The 13,449-nt window shown below is 68.7% G+C and carries 18 protein-coding genes; 4 read left to right on the top strand and 14 right to left on the bottom strand.

What is annotated here, in order from left to right; genetic code table 11:
* Positions 1-7: 7 nt before the first annotated feature.
* The 4 genes from NC595_RS10175 to NC595_RS10160 are packed head-to-tail and all read right to left on the bottom strand — an operon-like array spanning position 8 to position 3,694.
* Positions 8-1,237: a beta-ketoacyl-[acyl-carrier-protein] synthase family protein gene (locus NC595_RS10175; protein WP_343214900.1), complete on the bottom strand. Its 1,230-nt coding sequence runs from the start codon at positions 1,235-1,237 to the stop codon at positions 8-10.
* Complete coding sequence (locus NC595_RS10170) at positions 1,234-1,512, bottom strand: acyl carrier protein (RefSeq protein ID WP_063672099.1); 279 nt, start codon at positions 1,510-1,512, stop codon at positions 1,234-1,236. Before NC595_RS10170 ends, NC595_RS10175 begins: the two co-directional genes overlap by 4 nt.
* Positions 1,513-1,535: 23 nt before the next feature.
* A complete protein-coding gene (locus tag NC595_RS10165) occupies positions 1,536-2,942 on the bottom strand; it encodes an aspartate aminotransferase family protein (RefSeq protein WP_253566200.1) in 1,407 nt (468 codons plus the stop codon).
* A gap of 26 nt (positions 2,943-2,968) precedes the next feature.
* A complete protein-coding gene (locus NC595_RS10160; RefSeq protein ID WP_253566199.1) occupies positions 2,969-3,694 on the bottom strand; it encodes an MtnX-like HAD-IB family phosphatase in 726 nt (241 codons plus the stop codon).
* Positions 3,695-3,944: 250 nt separating this feature from the next.
* On the opposite strand from NC595_RS10160, the gene NC595_RS10155 reads away from it, so the two are divergent.
* A complete protein-coding gene (locus tag NC595_RS10155; RefSeq protein WP_253566198.1) occupies positions 3,945-4,601 on the top strand; it encodes a MipA/OmpV family protein in 657 nt (218 codons plus the stop codon).
* Here NC595_RS10155 and NC595_RS10150 read toward each other — a convergent pair.
* The 5 genes from NC595_RS10150 to NC595_RS10130 all read right to left on the bottom strand — a co-directional run bounded on the left by NC595_RS10150 (position 4,554) and on the right by NC595_RS10130 (position 7,267).
* A complete protein-coding gene (locus NC595_RS10150; RefSeq protein WP_253566197.1) occupies positions 4,554-5,354 on the bottom strand; it encodes a CPBP family intramembrane glutamic endopeptidase in 801 nt (266 codons plus the stop codon). The genes NC595_RS10155 and NC595_RS10150 overlap by 48 nt on opposite strands.
* 45 nt (positions 5,355-5,399) lie before the next feature.
* Positions 5,400-5,723, bottom strand: a complete 324-nt coding sequence (locus NC595_RS10145) for a non-heme iron oxygenase ferredoxin subunit (protein WP_017463303.1) — start codon at positions 5,721-5,723, stop codon at positions 5,400-5,402.
* Positions 5,720-6,274, bottom strand: coding sequence for a GNAT family N-acetyltransferase (locus NC595_RS10140; RefSeq protein ID WP_253566196.1), 555 nt, complete (start codon positions 6,272-6,274; stop codon positions 5,720-5,722). The genes NC595_RS10145 and NC595_RS10140 overlap by 4 nt, the downstream gene beginning before the upstream one ends.
* 175 nt (positions 6,275-6,449) lie before the next feature.
* A complete protein-coding gene (locus NC595_RS10135; protein ID WP_253566195.1) occupies positions 6,450-6,788 on the bottom strand; it encodes a hypothetical protein in 339 nt (112 codons plus the stop codon).
* A 152-nt stretch (positions 6,789-6,940) separates the two neighbouring features.
* Positions 6,941-7,267 (bottom strand): hypothetical protein, encoded by a 327-nt coding sequence (locus NC595_RS10130; protein WP_253566194.1) that lies wholly within the window; start codon positions 7,265-7,267, stop codon positions 6,941-6,943.
* A 418-nt stretch (positions 7,268-7,685) separates the two neighbouring features.
* On the opposite strand from NC595_RS10130, the gene NC595_RS10125 reads away from it, so the two are divergent.
* The 3 genes from NC595_RS10125 (at position 7,686) to NC595_RS10115 (ending at position 9,375) form a co-directional block, all read left to right on the top strand.
* Complete coding sequence (locus NC595_RS10125) at positions 7,686-8,255, top strand: RNA polymerase sigma factor (protein WP_253566193.1); 570 nt, start codon at positions 7,686-7,688, stop codon at positions 8,253-8,255.
* Complete coding sequence (locus tag NC595_RS10120) at positions 8,252-8,698, top strand: hypothetical protein (protein WP_253566192.1); 447 nt, start codon at positions 8,252-8,254, stop codon at positions 8,696-8,698. Before NC595_RS10125 ends, NC595_RS10120 begins: the two co-directional genes overlap by 4 nt.
* A 137-nt stretch (positions 8,699-8,835) precedes the next feature.
* Entirely contained in the window at positions 8,836-9,375 is a 540-nt protein-coding gene (locus NC595_RS10115) for a nucleotidyltransferase family protein (RefSeq protein WP_253566191.1), read from the top strand.
* A gap of 337 nt (positions 9,376-9,712) precedes the next feature.
* Here NC595_RS10115 and NC595_RS10110 read toward each other — a convergent pair whose 3' ends face one another.
* The 5 genes from NC595_RS10110 to NC595_RS10090 form a co-directional block, all read right to left on the bottom strand.
* Positions 9,713-10,480: an isocitrate lyase/PEP mutase family protein gene (locus NC595_RS10110; RefSeq protein ID WP_253566190.1), complete on the bottom strand. Its 768-nt coding sequence runs from the start codon at positions 10,478-10,480 to the stop codon at positions 9,713-9,715.
* An 80-nt stretch (positions 10,481-10,560) separates the two neighbouring features.
* Positions 10,561-10,716, bottom strand: coding sequence for a hypothetical protein (locus NC595_RS10105; RefSeq protein WP_169816709.1), 156 nt, complete (start codon positions 10,714-10,716; stop codon positions 10,561-10,563).
* Positions 10,717-10,860: 144 nt separating this feature from the next.
* Positions 10,861-11,703 (bottom strand): helix-turn-helix transcriptional regulator, encoded by an 843-nt coding sequence (locus NC595_RS10100; RefSeq protein WP_253566189.1) that lies wholly within the window; start codon positions 11,701-11,703, stop codon positions 10,861-10,863.
* Positions 11,704-11,830: 127 nt separating this feature from the next.
* The gene (locus NC595_RS10095) at positions 11,831-12,382 is read right to left on the bottom strand and encodes a hypothetical protein (RefSeq protein WP_253566188.1); all 552 of its coding nucleotides are present in this window, start codon (positions 12,380-12,382) and stop codon (positions 11,831-11,833) included.
* A gap of 409 nt (positions 12,383-12,791) precedes the next feature.
* Complete coding sequence (locus tag NC595_RS10090; RefSeq protein ID WP_253566187.1) at positions 12,792-13,445, bottom strand: glutathione S-transferase family protein; 654 nt, start codon at positions 13,443-13,445, stop codon at positions 12,792-12,794.
* Between the last annotated feature and the right edge of the window lie 4 nt (positions 13,446-13,449).

The following is a 13,449-nucleotide window of genomic DNA, read 5'->3' as shown; positions in this document are numbered from 1 at the left end:
CGATGCCTCAGGCGGCGCGCACCGCCAGCACGGCGTTGAGGCCGCCGAACGCAAAGGAGTTGCTGAGTGCCGCGCGCACCTTGAGCTGGCGCGGCTGGTTGGGCACATAGTCCAGGTCGCAGGCCGGATCGGCCATGTCCAGGTTGGCGGTCGGCGGCACCACGCCGTCGCGCAGCGCACCGAGCACCGCGACCAGCTCCAGCGCGCCAGAAGCGCCCAGCGCATGGCCGTGCATCGACTTGGTCGAGGACACCGCCAGCTTCGGAGCATGGGCGCCGAACACGGCATGGATCGCCCGCGTCTCGGTGGGGTCGTTTGCTGGCGTGCCGGTGCCGTGGGCGTTGATGTAGTCGATGTCCTCGGGTGCCAGACCCGCGTCGGCCAGCGCCTGGGTCATCGCCGAACCGCTGCCGGCCGGGTCGGGGGCCACGATGTCGCCGGCGTCGGCACTCATGCCCACGCCGGCCAGCACGCCGAGGATGTTGGCACCGCGCGCCTGCGCATGGGCCATCGACTCGAGCACGAAGACACCGGCGCCCTCACCCAACACCAGGCCGCGGCGATTGGCGCTGAACGGACGGCAGGTGTCGTCGGCCAGCACGCGCATGGCTTCCCACGCGCGCAACGCGCCGTAGCTGAGGCAGGCTTCGGTACCGCCGGCCACGGCGACGTCGATCAGGCCGGCGCGGATCATCAACGCAGCCTGGGCAATGGCGTGATTGGTGGACGCGCACGCACTGGCCACCGCGAACGACGGCCCACGCAGGCCGTGCGCCATGCTGATCTGGCTGGCCGGTGCGTTGATCATCAGCCGCACGATGGTAAGCGGATGCAGGCGCGTGGCGTTTTCCGCGTAGAGACGGCGGCTCTGCTCATCCTGGGTGGTCTCGCCACCCACGCCGGTACCGACCACCACGCCGGTGCGGCCACCGAGACCGCCGGCGGCGAAATCCAGGCCGGACTGGGCGATCGCCTCGTTCGCCGCGAACAGCGCGAACTGCGAGGCGCGATCGAGCATCGGCAGCGCGCGCTCGCCGAAATGCGCGGCCGGATCGAAGCTCTCCGGCACCTGCGCGGCGATGCGCACGCGCAGGTCGGCGGCGCGCTCGTGGCGCAGCGGGCGTATGCCGCTTTGCCCCTCGCGCAACCCGGACCACAGGGCCTCGGCACCTTCACCGAAGGCGCTGATCGCGCCCATGCCGGTGATGGCGATGGCGCGGTTGTCGACTTCGGTCACTGCGCGCCGCCTTCCCCGCCGGCAGCCTGGGCGGCCACCACGGCATCGATCAGGTGCTGCACCGTGTCGGTGTCGAAGTTGGTGCCCTGGTCGGGGAAGTGGATGTCGAAGTGTTCCTCGATATCGAAGATCACCTCGATCGCGTCCAGCGACGCCACGCCCAGGTCCTTCAGGGTGGAATCGTTGCGGATGGTGGCCACGTCGATCTTCGCCTGCTTGGCGATGATCGCGAACACCTGGTCGCGGATGGCGTCGATGGATTGCGGCTCGGTCATGTCGAAAGCGTCCCTGGTTGGAATTACATCGAACGCTTCGCCTTGGTGATCAGCTGATCCAGCAGTGCGATGGCCAGGTCGATCTCCTCGTGGGTGATTTCCAGCGAGGGGGCGAAGGTGATGACGTTCTTGTACCAGCCGCCGACGTCGAGCACGAGTCCGATCTTCTTGCCGTTGTGCTCCAGGTCGCCGGCCAGGCCGATGTCGACCATGCGGTCGAGCAGCGCCTTGTTCGGGGTGAAGCCGTCGTCGGTGCAGATCTCGGCGCGCAGCGCCAGGCCCAGGCCGTCGACGTCGCCGATCTCCTTGTGCTTCTTCTGCAGGTCCTTCAGGCCCTCCAGGAAGTGCGCGCCCTTCTTCGGTACGGAGGTCTCGTAGTCCAGCTCGTAGCCCATCTTCATCACCTCCAGGCCCAGCGAGGTGCCCAGCGGATTGGAGTTGAAGGTGGAGTGGGTGGAGCCCGGCGGGAAGATGGTCGGGTTGATCATCTCCTCGCGCGCCCACAGGCCGGAGAGCGGGTTCAGGCCGTTGGTCAGCGCCTTGCCGAAGACCACCGCATCCGGCACCACGCCGAAGTGCTCGATCGACCACAGCTTGCCGGTGCGCCAGAAACCCATCTGGATCTCGTCGACCACCATCAGGATGCCGTACTGGTCGAGCACCTTCTTCAGGCCCTTGAAGAAGCCCATCGGCGGGACGACGTAGCCGCCGGTGCCCTGGATCGGCTCGACGTAGAACGCGGCGTACTCGCACTGGCCAGTCTTCGGGTCCCACACGCCGTTGTATTCGGTCTCGAACAGGCGGGCGAACTGGTTCACGCAGTTCTCCGAATACTCTTCCGCGGTCATGCCCTTCGGGCGTCGGAACGGGTACGGGAACGGCAGGAACATCGCGCGCTCGCCGAAGTGGCCGAAGCGGCGGCGGTAGCGGTAGCTGGAGGTGATCGACGAGGCGCCCAGGGTGCGGCCGTGATAGCCGCCCTCGAAGGCGAACATCAGGCTCTTGCCGTTCTTGAAGTTGCGCACCAGCTTGAGCGAATCCTCGATCGCCTGCGCGCCGCCCACGTTGAAGTGCACGCGGCCGTCGAGGCCGAACTTCTTCTTCGCATCGAGCGCGATGGTCTTGGCCAGCTCGATGCGGGTCTGGTGCAGGTACTGGCTGGCCACCTGCGGCAGCAGGTCGATCTGGTTCTTCAGCACGTTGTTGAGGCGCTGGTTGGCGTAACCGAAGTTGACCGCCGAGTACCACATCTGCAGGTCCAGGAACGGCGTGCCTGCCGTGTCGTACATGTAGCTGCCGTTGCAGGTACGGAAGATCTTCGGCGGGTCCACGTAGTGGACGGTGTCGCCGAAGGAGCTGTACTTGGCCTCGTCGGCGAGCAGCTGCGCGTCGTCGATCACCAGGCCGGTGTTCTTGTCGAAAGCGTTCATGAAATTACCGGAAAAAGAAGTAGGGATCAGGGGGTAGCCACGGCGTCCTGCGTCGCCTCGGCGAGCAGGCTGCCGTCGAGCAGGCGGGGCAGGAAGTCGAGCGCGTCCTCGAAGCCGGTGATCGGCACGTAGGGGATGCCGGCGGCCCGGCAATGCTCGATCAGGCGATGCTTGGCGAACACGAAGTCGACGCGGTCGGCGGCGCAGAAATCCGAGGCGCCGTCGCCGATCAGCAGGGTACGGGTGGTGCCGGAGGCGCGGGCCTGCGCCACGCAGGCGCACTTGCAGGTACCGCTGCGGCAACCCTCGGCCTGGAACGGCGAGGTGAGCTGCCAGCGCTGCGGCGGCGTGCCCGGCGCCAGGTGGTTGGCGGCCAGCGGCAGGTCGTCGAGGCCGTAGCGGCCGAGGATCTTGTGGATCGCGTAGTCCAGGCCGTCGCTGACCACGCGGATCGGCACGCCCAGTTCGCGCGCCTTGGCCACGAAGCCGGGGAAGGCGTGGTCGATCCACAGGTGAGACAGATGGGTGTCGAGCTGCTCGCGCGTCATGTCGAGCAGGGCGACCTGCCCGCTCATGCATTCGCGCGAGCCGATGCGACCGGCACGCCAGTCCTGCTCCAGCGCTTCCCAGCCGGGGCGGCCGTAGCGGTCGAGCAGCGAGTCGATCACGTCCTCGACGGAAATGGTGCCGTCGAAGTCACACAGGATGGTCCAACCGGAAACAGGCACAGGCGTCTTCACGTTCGTAGGCATGGTGAAAGGCTAGGCAGGCAGTCTTTCCCCGTCCTTTCCCTTTCTTGCGATTCTTGCGATGGCCCGGATGTCATCGCTGGCGCGCCTCGCGCGTTGACCGGAAAACCGGATCCCTGCCCGAAACCCCACGACGCCCATGCCATCGAGCGCCCGACTCATCCTGTCCATCTCCCTGACACTCACGATGCTTCCGCTTGCCGCCAGGGCCAGCGAGAGTACCGTGGTTGCGGTAGGCGTGGGAATGCAGCGCATGCCTGCCTGGCCCGGTTCGCGGCACCAGCGCGAGGATCCGGTGCCGTACATCGATGTCGAACTGCCCGGGATCGGCAGCCTGTCCACGCTGGACGGGCTGGAGGTGGAGCTGCTGCACGGCCCCGCGCTGCGCGGCGGCTTCTACGGCAGCTACCAGTGGGGCCGCGAACGCACCGACCTGGGTCCGCTCGGCGGCAAGGTGCCCAGCCTGGCGCCCCGCCTGAATGCCGGCGGCTACCTCGAGTGGCAGCTGAACAAATCCGTGGATGTGGGGACCAACCTCAGCCACGACACCGCCGGCGCCGGCGCCTACCTCAACCTGTACGCCGACACCGACCTGCCGTCGATCGGCCCGCTGGAGCAGGCGGCGAGCGTGCGCTGGTCGCTGATGAACGGCGCCGCGATGAACCGTTTCTTCGGCATCGGACAGGCCTCCGCCAGCGCGCTCGGCGTTCGCGCCTGGCGCCCTGGCGGTGGCAGCGAAATGGCCTCGCTGGAGTACGACCTGTATCTGCCGACCAGCAAGCACACCGGCCTGGCGCTCTCGGTGGTCTACGGACGCCTGCTCGGCGGCGCGGCAAACAGCCCGCTGGTGAGCCGCTTCGGGTCAGCCACGCAGTGGACGCAATCGCTGGCCTTCATCTACCACCCGTGACGGCGGCGGCACCGCCACCACCAGCAACGCGACCAGCAGATGCACGCCGGCGATCAGCCAGCGGCTGCCGGCCACATCGACCGTGTCCGCCGGCAACAGCGGATCGAGCACGCCGTTGGCCAGGTTCCAGCCCCAGTGCAGGCCGACCGCGGCCCACAGCGTGCCGGCACGGCACAGCGCGGTGGCGTAGGCGACGCCCATGCAGAAGATCATCAGCCACTCGTTCGGCCCCCGCTCCAGCCGGTACAGGTGGTTGAGCAAGAAATAGCCGGCCGAAAACACGACGAAGACGACGCCTCGGGGCCAGGTGATGCCGGCCGCGCGGTACCAGAAGCCGCGCGTCAGGATGTCCTCGGCAAGCGACGGCACGAACGTGGACAGCGCCAGCACCGGCAAGGCGGCGAGCAGCGCATGGAAACCGGCCGCGGACAGCGCCGGTCCGGTCGGCGCATAGATGCCGAGCCGCTCACCGACCAGGATCGCCAGCGCGTTGGCGATCAGCGCCACCACCAGCCCGAATGCCAGCCATGCCGCCGACGAGGAGCGCCGGTCCAGTGCATAGGCGCCGTAACCGCGCCAGCCCAGCCAGCGCGACAGCGGCCAGGCCGCCAGCACGCAGGTGATCATCAGCGCCGCCTGCAGCGGAAAACTGTGCAGCAGCCGCTGGCCGATCCCCTCGGCCGACTGGTACAGCACGAACAACACCGCGAACGCGATAACGGCCCGCCCCCGCGGTGCCTCCCTGTTCCCCATGAATGCCCCTTTCCCCTCCAAGGACGCGGCTCCCGCCGCCCGCGATCAGCGGTCGTCGCGCGTCCAGATGAAGCCGTCCTCCTCGCGCACCGGGAAGGTGGCGACCGGCTCGTAGGCCGGCGGGCAGGTCACCGCGCCGGTACGCAGGTCGAAGCGCGCGCCGTGGCGCACGCATTCCACCTCGAAACCATGCACCTCGCCACCGGCCAGCTCGGCGCCGTCGTGGGTGCACACGTCCTCGATGGCGTAGAGGTCGCCGTCGATGTTGTAGACCGCGATCGCGGTGTCGCCGTCCCAGGCGATGCGGAACTCGCCGGGAAGGATCTCGCTGCGGGTGCCCACCTTCACCCAGCCCGCCGGGCCGCTCATGCGGCCACCCCGGCCAGCGGCTTTTCCAGCACCTCGAAGCGCAGGTCGTCGCGGCGCGGGATGCCGAAGCGCTCGTCGCCGTACGGGAACGGCTTGCTCTGGCCGGTGCGCACGTAGCCGCGGCGCTCGTAGAAGGCGATCAGCTCCTCGCGCTGCACGATCACCGTCATGCGCATGCGGTCCACGCCCCAGCGCTCGCGCGCCACGCGTTCGGCCTCGGCGATCACCTGCTTGCCGATGCCGCCGGTCTGCCGCGCGGGATCGACCGCGAACATGCCGAAGTAGGCCGCACCGTCCTGCTTCTCCAGATGGCAGCACGACACCAGCACGCCATCGAGCTCGGCCAGCAGCACCAGGCTGTCCGCACGGCCGATCGCCTCGCCGACGTCCTGCGCATCGGTGCGCTGGCCGTCGAGCAGGTTCGATTCGGTGGTCCAGCCACGCCGGCCGGACTCGCCGCGATAGGCCGATTCGACCAGGGCCACCACGGCCGGGATATCTGCCGCGGTGGCGGCACGAAAGGTGGGGACGGGGAAAGAGCGCGTGATCATCCGCCGATCATAATCCGGCCCCGTCCCGGGCCGCATGCTGCGATGCGGCCCGGTAGCGACCCGCCCCGGAGTCCCGGGGGCGGCTTCGCGCAAGGTGTCGCCGCTGCCAGCGCGGCCCGCATGGGCGGACCTGCGTCGCCACGCCGCGGACAAGCCGCGGCGTGGCGGAAGAGGCTCAGGCCTCGTCCACGCGGGCGGTCAGGGTCGGCGGGCCGGAACGCAGGTGACGGCACAGGTTGAAACCGCGCGACAACGTCTCGCTGCCGTCGGCGTGGATCACGTGAACGTCGTAGCGGCAGCGGTACACGCCGTGCACAGCCACGCCCAACTGGTGCCCCTGCGCCAGCGGGCGGTCGGCCAGCGTCAGCTGGGCCCATTCGGAGGAGCCGACCGGCGCGGCTTCCACCGCGACGATGGGCGAAGCAGCCGCATTGACCACGCGCAGGTACTGGGTGGCGGCGGCCGGTGCCGCGAACGGCAGGGCGACGAGCAGGGCGATCAGGGTCTTGGACATGGGGATTCTCCACGACGGGCGCGCACGGCTCCGCGGCGCCGCGTTCACGCGGCACTCGATGCGCAGGGACAGGGGGAGGAGCGGCGCCGGCGGCGGAGCGTGCGCCGGCGCGGGTGCCCTCAGGCCGCAGGACGCGGCCGCGGGCGGGGCGATCAGTTCAGCTTGCGGGCGATCGCGAAGTACACCAGGTTGCCCAGGCCCGTGGCGCCGGCCAGCACGGCGATCATGCCGGGGGTCAGCTCATGCCAGTCGGACTGCTGGATCAGGGCGAAGCCGCCGGCCAGCGCCAGCAGGATGATGCCCCAGCGCAGCGAGGCGTGACGGCGGCGCACCTCCTCGCCCTGCAGGATCGAGCGGATCAGCTCCTCCGAGCCGCCCACGCCGACCATCTTCTGGCGAAAGCGCGCATCGATGACCGACTTGATGGCGTAGGTGATGCAGAGGAACAGGACAATGGGGATCAGGTTGCCGTCGATCATGGGGTGCTCCAGCGGTGGTTGGGTGACGGGGCCATAGATACGGGCACCGCGACGGCGGTTGCATCCGGACTCGCGGCCTGCCCCAAGGCTCGCATGGATGGGCTCCGGCGCGGGTCCTGGCCCCTCGCCAGATAGCCTCCTGTATACCGACCTCATTCCCGCGAAAGCGGGAGGAGCCTTTCAACGGCGTATGCCGGTCATCCATGTTGCCCCCTCCATAGGATCAAAGTGGATTCCCGCTTTCGCGGGAATGACGTCCAAAAAGGGGCGGCGTCGCAAGCTCTCAGGCGAGGCGCACGCCGAAGCGTCCAAGGACAACAGCCTCGTCCCGCAAAAAGCCCCTCCCAAAAGTCATCCCACACCGATGCAACCGTCCGGCACATGCGCGTATCTGTGCCCCGATGGAAGCTCGCACCCGATGACCGACGACCGCGCCCTGGTGGATGCCGTACTGGCGAACAAGCCGGGTGCGTTCGCGCGCCTCGTGCGCGAGTACCAGGGGCTGTGCTGGCACATCATCCAGCGCATGGTGCGCAATCCGGAGGATGCCCGCGAGTTGTGCCAGGACACCTTCCTCAAGGTGCACCAGCACCTGCACCAGTACCGCCACGAGAGCGCGCTGAAGTCGTGGATCGGCCGGGTCGCCTACACCGTCGCGCTGCGCCACCTGGAGCGCAAGCGCATCGCCATCGTCGACAACGCGCTGGGCGAGGACGACGACCTCTCGCTGCTGGACTCGATCGGCGACGGCCGCGACCTGGAAAGCGACTGCGCCGACGAGGAGATGCACGGCCACCTGCTGGCCGCCATCGACACCCTGCCCCCGCTGCCACGCACCGTGCTCACGCTTTATCATCTGGACGAACTGAGCATTCCCGAGATCGCGCAGGTCACCGGCCTGGCCGCCGGCACCATCAAGAGCCACCTGTTCCGCACGCGCCTGAAACTGCGCGAGACGCTGGAAACCCGGCTGGGAGTTCCGTCATGAGCAAGCATCGCGACATCGATTTCTTCGAACAGCCTGCCGCCGCCCGCGAGTGGCAGGCACAGGAAGCGGCACTGCAGGCCGCACGCGAGGGCCGCGCACCAGCCGATGCCCGCGAAGCCGCCTATCGGCGCATCGACGCCGCCGCTCGCGCCGACGATGCGATCGGCCTGCCCATCGACTTCGCCGAACGGCTCGCCGCCGGGGCCGGCCCCGTACCCACCGCCGCCACCGCCCCGGAAACCGGCTTGGAGAAACAGCTCACCCGCCTGCTGCTTGCCGCCCTCGTCATCGCCGGCCTTGTCGTCGCCGTGCTGCAGGGCGGCAGCTGGTTCCAGGCCGATCCAGCCGCGTGGTCGGTCGCCGGCAATCCGTGGGTGCTGGCGCTGCTGGCGTGTCTTGGGGCATCGCAGGGAGCGGAGTGGTTGCGGCGGAAGCTGAGCTGATCGCGCGACGACTTCCTGCTCCCTACCGTCCGGACGCCATGGATGCGATCGCGGCGCCTCCCGCCAAGTCCCTCGCTGCCAGACACCGCCAACTGGAAAGTATCCTTCGACCCGGCTTTTGGCGGAACATGTAGCGCATGTCGCGCCTTGTCGATCAGATCAAACAAGCCCTTACCGCATTCACCGGCTGCAGGACGACGCCTGCACTGATCGGCGGACTGGCGCTGGCGGCTCATCAGGTCGTGCGCGCTACCCGGGACGTGGACTTCCTCGCCGATGCGGACGACGCAGACCGGCTGCACGGCATCCTGCTCGACCTGGGCTATCGCTGCGTGCATCGCAGCGAGGATGCCGCCAACTATCTGCGCGGCGATGAGGGTCTGGACTTGCTGTACGCGCATCGCCCTATCGCACGGCGTTTGCTTGCCGACGCAGCGGAGCGTTCCACGGCCTTGGGATCGCTACGCGTGATCAGTGCCGAAGGCCTGATCGGATTCAAGCTCCAGGCGCTGGTCAACAACCCGTCCCGCACCCGCGACCTCGACGACATCCGGGCGCTGTTGCGGGCCCAGCGCGGGAAGCTCAACATGGCCGAAGTCCGCGAATACTTCGCCTTGTTCGATCGCACGGAATGGCTCGATGAGCTCCTCGCCCAAATTGCCGACGAATCCTCCTGATCGGGTGGCCGAGCCGCTGGTCGGGGGCTACGTCGTGTCGGTTTCGCCGCCGGCAAAAGACGATCTGTCCGACTGGGTCGAGCTGATGGAAGCGGTGGAGGCGTTGTGCCCCGTGTGGCCCGCGAGGGAACCCACAGCGAGTTCCTGGAAAGGTTTGCTCTGACAGTTGCCTTGCAGGTGAACCTGACCCTCGCGCTTCACCCCGGTTTCTGCCCAGCCCCCGGCCGTCTTCCATGACAGCGACCTGGCCACTGACCACTCCAGCCCATCCATGCCACCGCCGGCGCACTCCGGTGAAGGCCTTCGGTCGTCAATCGGCAGGCCCGAGTCGCTCCGCTCAGCCCATCGCAGCCCGAGCCGCTTCCGTCAGCCACTGCATGGCACCGCGATAAGGGCCGGGGCCGTGGCTGATGCGGGCCACGCCGAGCTCGGCCAGGCGCGCGCGGCCGGGCACGCCGGGCAACACCATGATGTTGAGCGGCAGCGGCGAGGCGTCGGCCAGGCGCGCGATCAGGGGCTCGGCGATCACCCCGGGCACGAACAGGCCGCTGGCCCCGGCGTCGGCATAGAGGCGGGCGCGCCGCAGCGCCTCTTCCACCATGCCCATGTCGTGCGCTTCGGCCGGCCTCTGGAAAAACACGTCGGTACGCGCGTTGATGAACAACGGCGTGCCGGCCTGGTCCGCCGCCTGGCGCGCGGCGGACAGACGCACGGCCTGGTCGGCCGCGTCGCGCAGGCTGCCGTCGGCCGGAAAGCTGTCCTCCAGGTTGCAACCGACGGCGCCGGCCTCGAGCGCGGCGGCCACGGTGGCGGCGACATGCGCCGGCGTCTCGCCATAGCCGCTTTCCAGGTCGATGGTCACCGGCTGGGTGACCGCGGCAACGATGCGGCGCAGGTTGTCCAGTGCGAACGGAAACGGCATCTGCTCGCCATCCGCGAAACCGTTGGCGGCGGCCACCGACCAGCTGCCGGTGGCGACCGCGCCGGCACCGGCCTCGGCCACGGCGCGCGCGCTGCCTGCATCCCAGGCGTTGAACAGCACCAGCGGCTGGCCGCGCACATGCAGGGCATGGAACAGCCGGGCCTTGTCGTTCTGTGTGGTCACATCCAACTCCAGCGGGTTATCCAGAAAAGTATTCGGAAAGGACGGCGACACACGGTGCCGCCGTCGCGGCCACCATCGGCTCAGGCTTGCTGCGCAGCCTGCGCGGAGGCGTAGGCCTCCTTCAGCTTCGTCGCACACTCGTCGCAGCACACCTCGACGACCGCCCCGCCGATCCGCACCTGGATGGCGGTGTCGTCCAGTTCGTAATCGCAGGCAGCACAGGTTCGCTTGCTCATGTCGGTTCTCCTTGCAAAACGGGAAGAGAGACCTTCCAGCGCCGCCCCGCTCATGGGGGCCGGGCAGGAAGGTGATCGACCCCGCGCGGGGTGGAGACAGTAGACCCCCGTGCGACTTCCGGCAGCTATCGAAAACTTTAGCGATCAGCGCCGCAGCGCGATCTGCCGGAACTCACTGGGCGTGCGCCCGTACATTTTCTGGAACGCCGCGGTGAAGTGGCTGTGGCTGGAGAAGCCCAGCTCCATGCCCAGCGCAGCCAGATCCTCGTAGTCGCGCAGCAGATCCAGCGCGCGCGCCAGCCGCAGCCGCAGCTGGTAGCGGTACAGCGGCACACCCTCCACCTGGTGGAAGCTCTGGGTGAGATAGACCGCCGAAACGCCAACCTCCGCCGCCACCTCGGCCAGCGTCCAGCGCCGCGCCAGGTCGCGTACCAGCACCAGCTTGGCGCGATCGACCAGCCGCTGACGCGCCTGGCTGGCGCCGGCCACGTGGGTCGTGCGCGGTGCCAGCGCACGATGCGCGAGCGTCAACGCGAGGCTCTCGCCTTCCATCGGCTCGGCCACGCCCTCGCGCAGCGAGTGGCGCAGCAAGGCCACCAGCACCTGCGCGCGCGGGTCGATGCGCAAGCGCGTCTGCCGAAAGCGCAGCGGCTCACCTGGCGCCAGCAGCTCGGCCGGGGCGATCTCGCGCAGCAGCACCTCGTCCAGCGTCATCGACAGGCTGGCATCGCCGCCCGGGTTCGGGTGGCTGATCCGGTAATCCTCGCCGGCGTTGAAGAACAGCACCTGGCTGGCGTCCGCCACCGCGTCGTCCGCGTCGACATGGCGCACGTAGGTGCCGCGGTAGGGAAACACCAGATGCGTACGGCTGGCGCGTTCGACCGCGCTCTTGTGCCGGCAGCTCCCCGCGCAGACCACGTCGCGCAGCTCGACCATCGGCGTGCTGAGCAGCGTCTGGACCTGGAAATCGGGATGCTCCGAGGACATGCTGCGATTATGGTGCTGCGGGTGACGAGAGAGGCTTGCCTGAGGGACGCCCTGGACACGCTCCGCATGCGGTCGCCAGGCAGCTTTCAGGGGCGGGCTCCGATCCGCTCCGTTACGCGCGTATGCGTCAGGCCCGGCGCATCCTTCCGGCCAGCATGCGCCCGAGAAACAGCAGGCCTGTGCGGATGTAGCGGTGGATCACCAGCGCGATCAGCGCCAGCACCGAGCCGACGATGCTCGGCAGCACCCCGCCGAACACGTAGGCCATGCCGAGCACGAAACCGAGCAGGCACTCCGCGCGGTGGATCGGCAGCACCAGCGCAACCAGGAACAGCGATTCGAACATCACGCCGGTGATCCGGTCGTCGCCACGCATGAAAAAGATCGACAGCAACACGCCAAAACACAAGGCGCCAGCGAAACCTAACAGCGCATGCCGCGTCGCGGCTGCGTCCTGCGCGACCACGCGCCGGTGCGTGCGCCCCAGCAGGAACCAGGTCATTCCCGGCAACATGAGGCCGCCCCAGCCGTTCGAGATGGCCGGCATATCGGCGCGATCGAGAAAATGGTGACTGGGCACCCCTCCGTGGAAATGTTGCCAGGCGAGGAAAATCCACTCGGCCAGGGCGACAACCGCCGTCATGGCTACGCGCAAGCGCGCGAATCGTCGGTCGTCCATGCTCCCTCCGGGGTGCCGCAGAAATGTCCGGCAAACGGCCCAGGCGCCTGCGGGACCATTCGAGCCAGAACCATCATCGCGACGGGTCCGGCAAGGACACAGTGCCGTTCGTCACCGATCGTGGCGTCATCCGCTTCGTTGCGCGGCGGACCCGGGCTGCTGCCGAGAGGAGCATCTGCCACCGCACAGAACGTGGCCCATACACACAGGCCGGCGACGGCACCGAGCATCGCCATGGGTCACCACTCCGACTCCGCATCCCCAATGCGATAGATGGCCAGGGAGACACGCCAACGGTCACCCCAAGCGCCATGCACCACGCCACCGTCAGTCGCCCGCTCCAGCCCGGGCTGTGCGCCGCAAGAACCCTGCGACCTTGCACCGGGACGGCCTGCCCTGCCCGATCGGATCAGCCCCCCGGCCGCTTGCCGGTATTGGCCTCCAGCTGGGCCGCAAACGCGCGCTGGTAGGCCGGTCGCGCTTCCCCGCGCGCGACGTAGGCGGCGAGACCGGGGAACTCGTCGAGGAGGCCGGAGGGCCGCGTCCGCAGCAGCACCGAGACCATCATCAGGTCACCCGCGCTGAACGCGCCGTCCAGCCACTCGGCGTCGCCCAGGCGGGTGGCGAGCAGGGAGAGGCGCTGGCGGATGCGCTCCTTCACCAGCGGCAGGCGCTCCGGCGTCCACGGCTTGTCGCCCTCCTGGAACCGCGCGGTGACGAGCTCCAGGATGCACGGCTCGATCGAGCTGAGCGCGGCGAACATCCACATGACGGCGCGCGCCCGCGCGTCGGCGTCCTCCGGCAACAGGCCCGCATGCCGGTCGGCGATGTGGAAGACGATCGCCCCGGTCTCGAACAGCGCCAGCTCGCCCTCCTCGTAGGTCGGGATCTGGCCGAACGGATGCAGCCGCAGATGCGCCGGCTCCTTCATCGCCTGGAACGACACGTAGCGCACGTCGTAGGGCAGGCCGGCTTCCTCCAGCGCCCAGCGCACGCGCGTATCGCGGGCCAGGCCCATGCCGCCGTCGGGCGAGCGTTCGAAGGCGGTGATGGTGATGGTCATGGGG

The sequence above is a fragment of the Dyella lutea genome, assembly GCF_024158035.1.
Classification (GTDB): domain Bacteria; phylum Pseudomonadota; class Gammaproteobacteria; order Xanthomonadales; family Rhodanobacteraceae; genus Dyella_A; species Dyella_A lutea.
Note: the sequence above shows the minus strand (reverse complement) of the source record. Positions and strands in the feature narration are given on the sequence as shown.

Coding starts and splice junctions, on each gene's coding strand:
- NC595_RS10170 (WP_063672099.1), bottom strand. CDS start 1,512: ATGACCGAGCCGCAATCCATCGACGCCATCCGCGACCAGGTGTTCGCG.
- NC595_RS10165 (WP_253566200.1), bottom strand. CDS start 2,942: ATGAACGCTTTCGACAAGAACACCGGCCTGGTGATCGACGACGCGCAG.
- NC595_RS10160 (WP_253566199.1), bottom strand. CDS start 3,694: ATGCCTACGAACGTGAAGACGCCTGTGCCTGTTTCCGGTTGGACCATC.
- NC595_RS10155 (WP_253566198.1), top strand. CDS start 3,945: ATGCCTGCCTGGCCCGGTTCGCGGCACCAGCGCGAGGATCCGGTGCCG.
- NC595_RS10150 (WP_253566197.1), bottom strand. CDS start 5,354: ATGGGGAACAGGGAGGCACCGCGGGGGCGGGCCGTTATCGCGTTCGCG.
- NC595_RS10145 (WP_017463303.1), bottom strand. CDS start 5,723: ATGAGCGGCCCGGCGGGCTGGGTGAAGGTGGGCACCCGCAGCGAGATC.
- NC595_RS10140 (WP_253566196.1), bottom strand. CDS start 6,274: ATGATCACGCGCTCTTTCCCCGTCCCCACCTTTCGTGCCGCCACCGCG.
- NC595_RS10135 (WP_253566195.1), bottom strand. CDS start 6,788: ATGTCCAAGACCCTGATCGCCCTGCTCGTCGCCCTGCCGTTCGCGGCA.
- NC595_RS10130 (WP_253566194.1), bottom strand. CDS start 7,267: ATGATCGACGGCAACCTGATCCCCATTGTCCTGTTCCTCTGCATCACC.
- NC595_RS10125 (WP_253566193.1), top strand. CDS start 7,686: ATGACCGACGACCGCGCCCTGGTGGATGCCGTACTGGCGAACAAGCCG.
- NC595_RS10120 (WP_253566192.1), top strand. CDS start 8,252: ATGAGCAAGCATCGCGACATCGATTTCTTCGAACAGCCTGCCGCCGCC.
- NC595_RS10115 (WP_253566191.1), top strand. CDS start 8,836: ATGTCGCGCCTTGTCGATCAGATCAAACAAGCCCTTACCGCATTCACC.
- NC595_RS10105 (WP_169816709.1), bottom strand. CDS start 10,716: ATGAGCAAGCGAACCTGTGCTGCCTGCGATTACGAACTGGACGACACC.
- NC595_RS10100 (WP_253566189.1), bottom strand. CDS start 11,703: ATGTCCTCGGAGCATCCCGATTTCCAGGTCCAGACGCTGCTCAGCACG.
- NC595_RS10095 (WP_253566188.1), bottom strand. CDS start 12,382: ATGGACGACCGACGATTCGCGCGCTTGCGCGTAGCCATGACGGCGGTT.
- NC595_RS10090 (WP_253566187.1), bottom strand. CDS start 13,445: ATGACCATCACCATCACCGCCTTCGAACGCTCGCCCGACGGCGGCATG.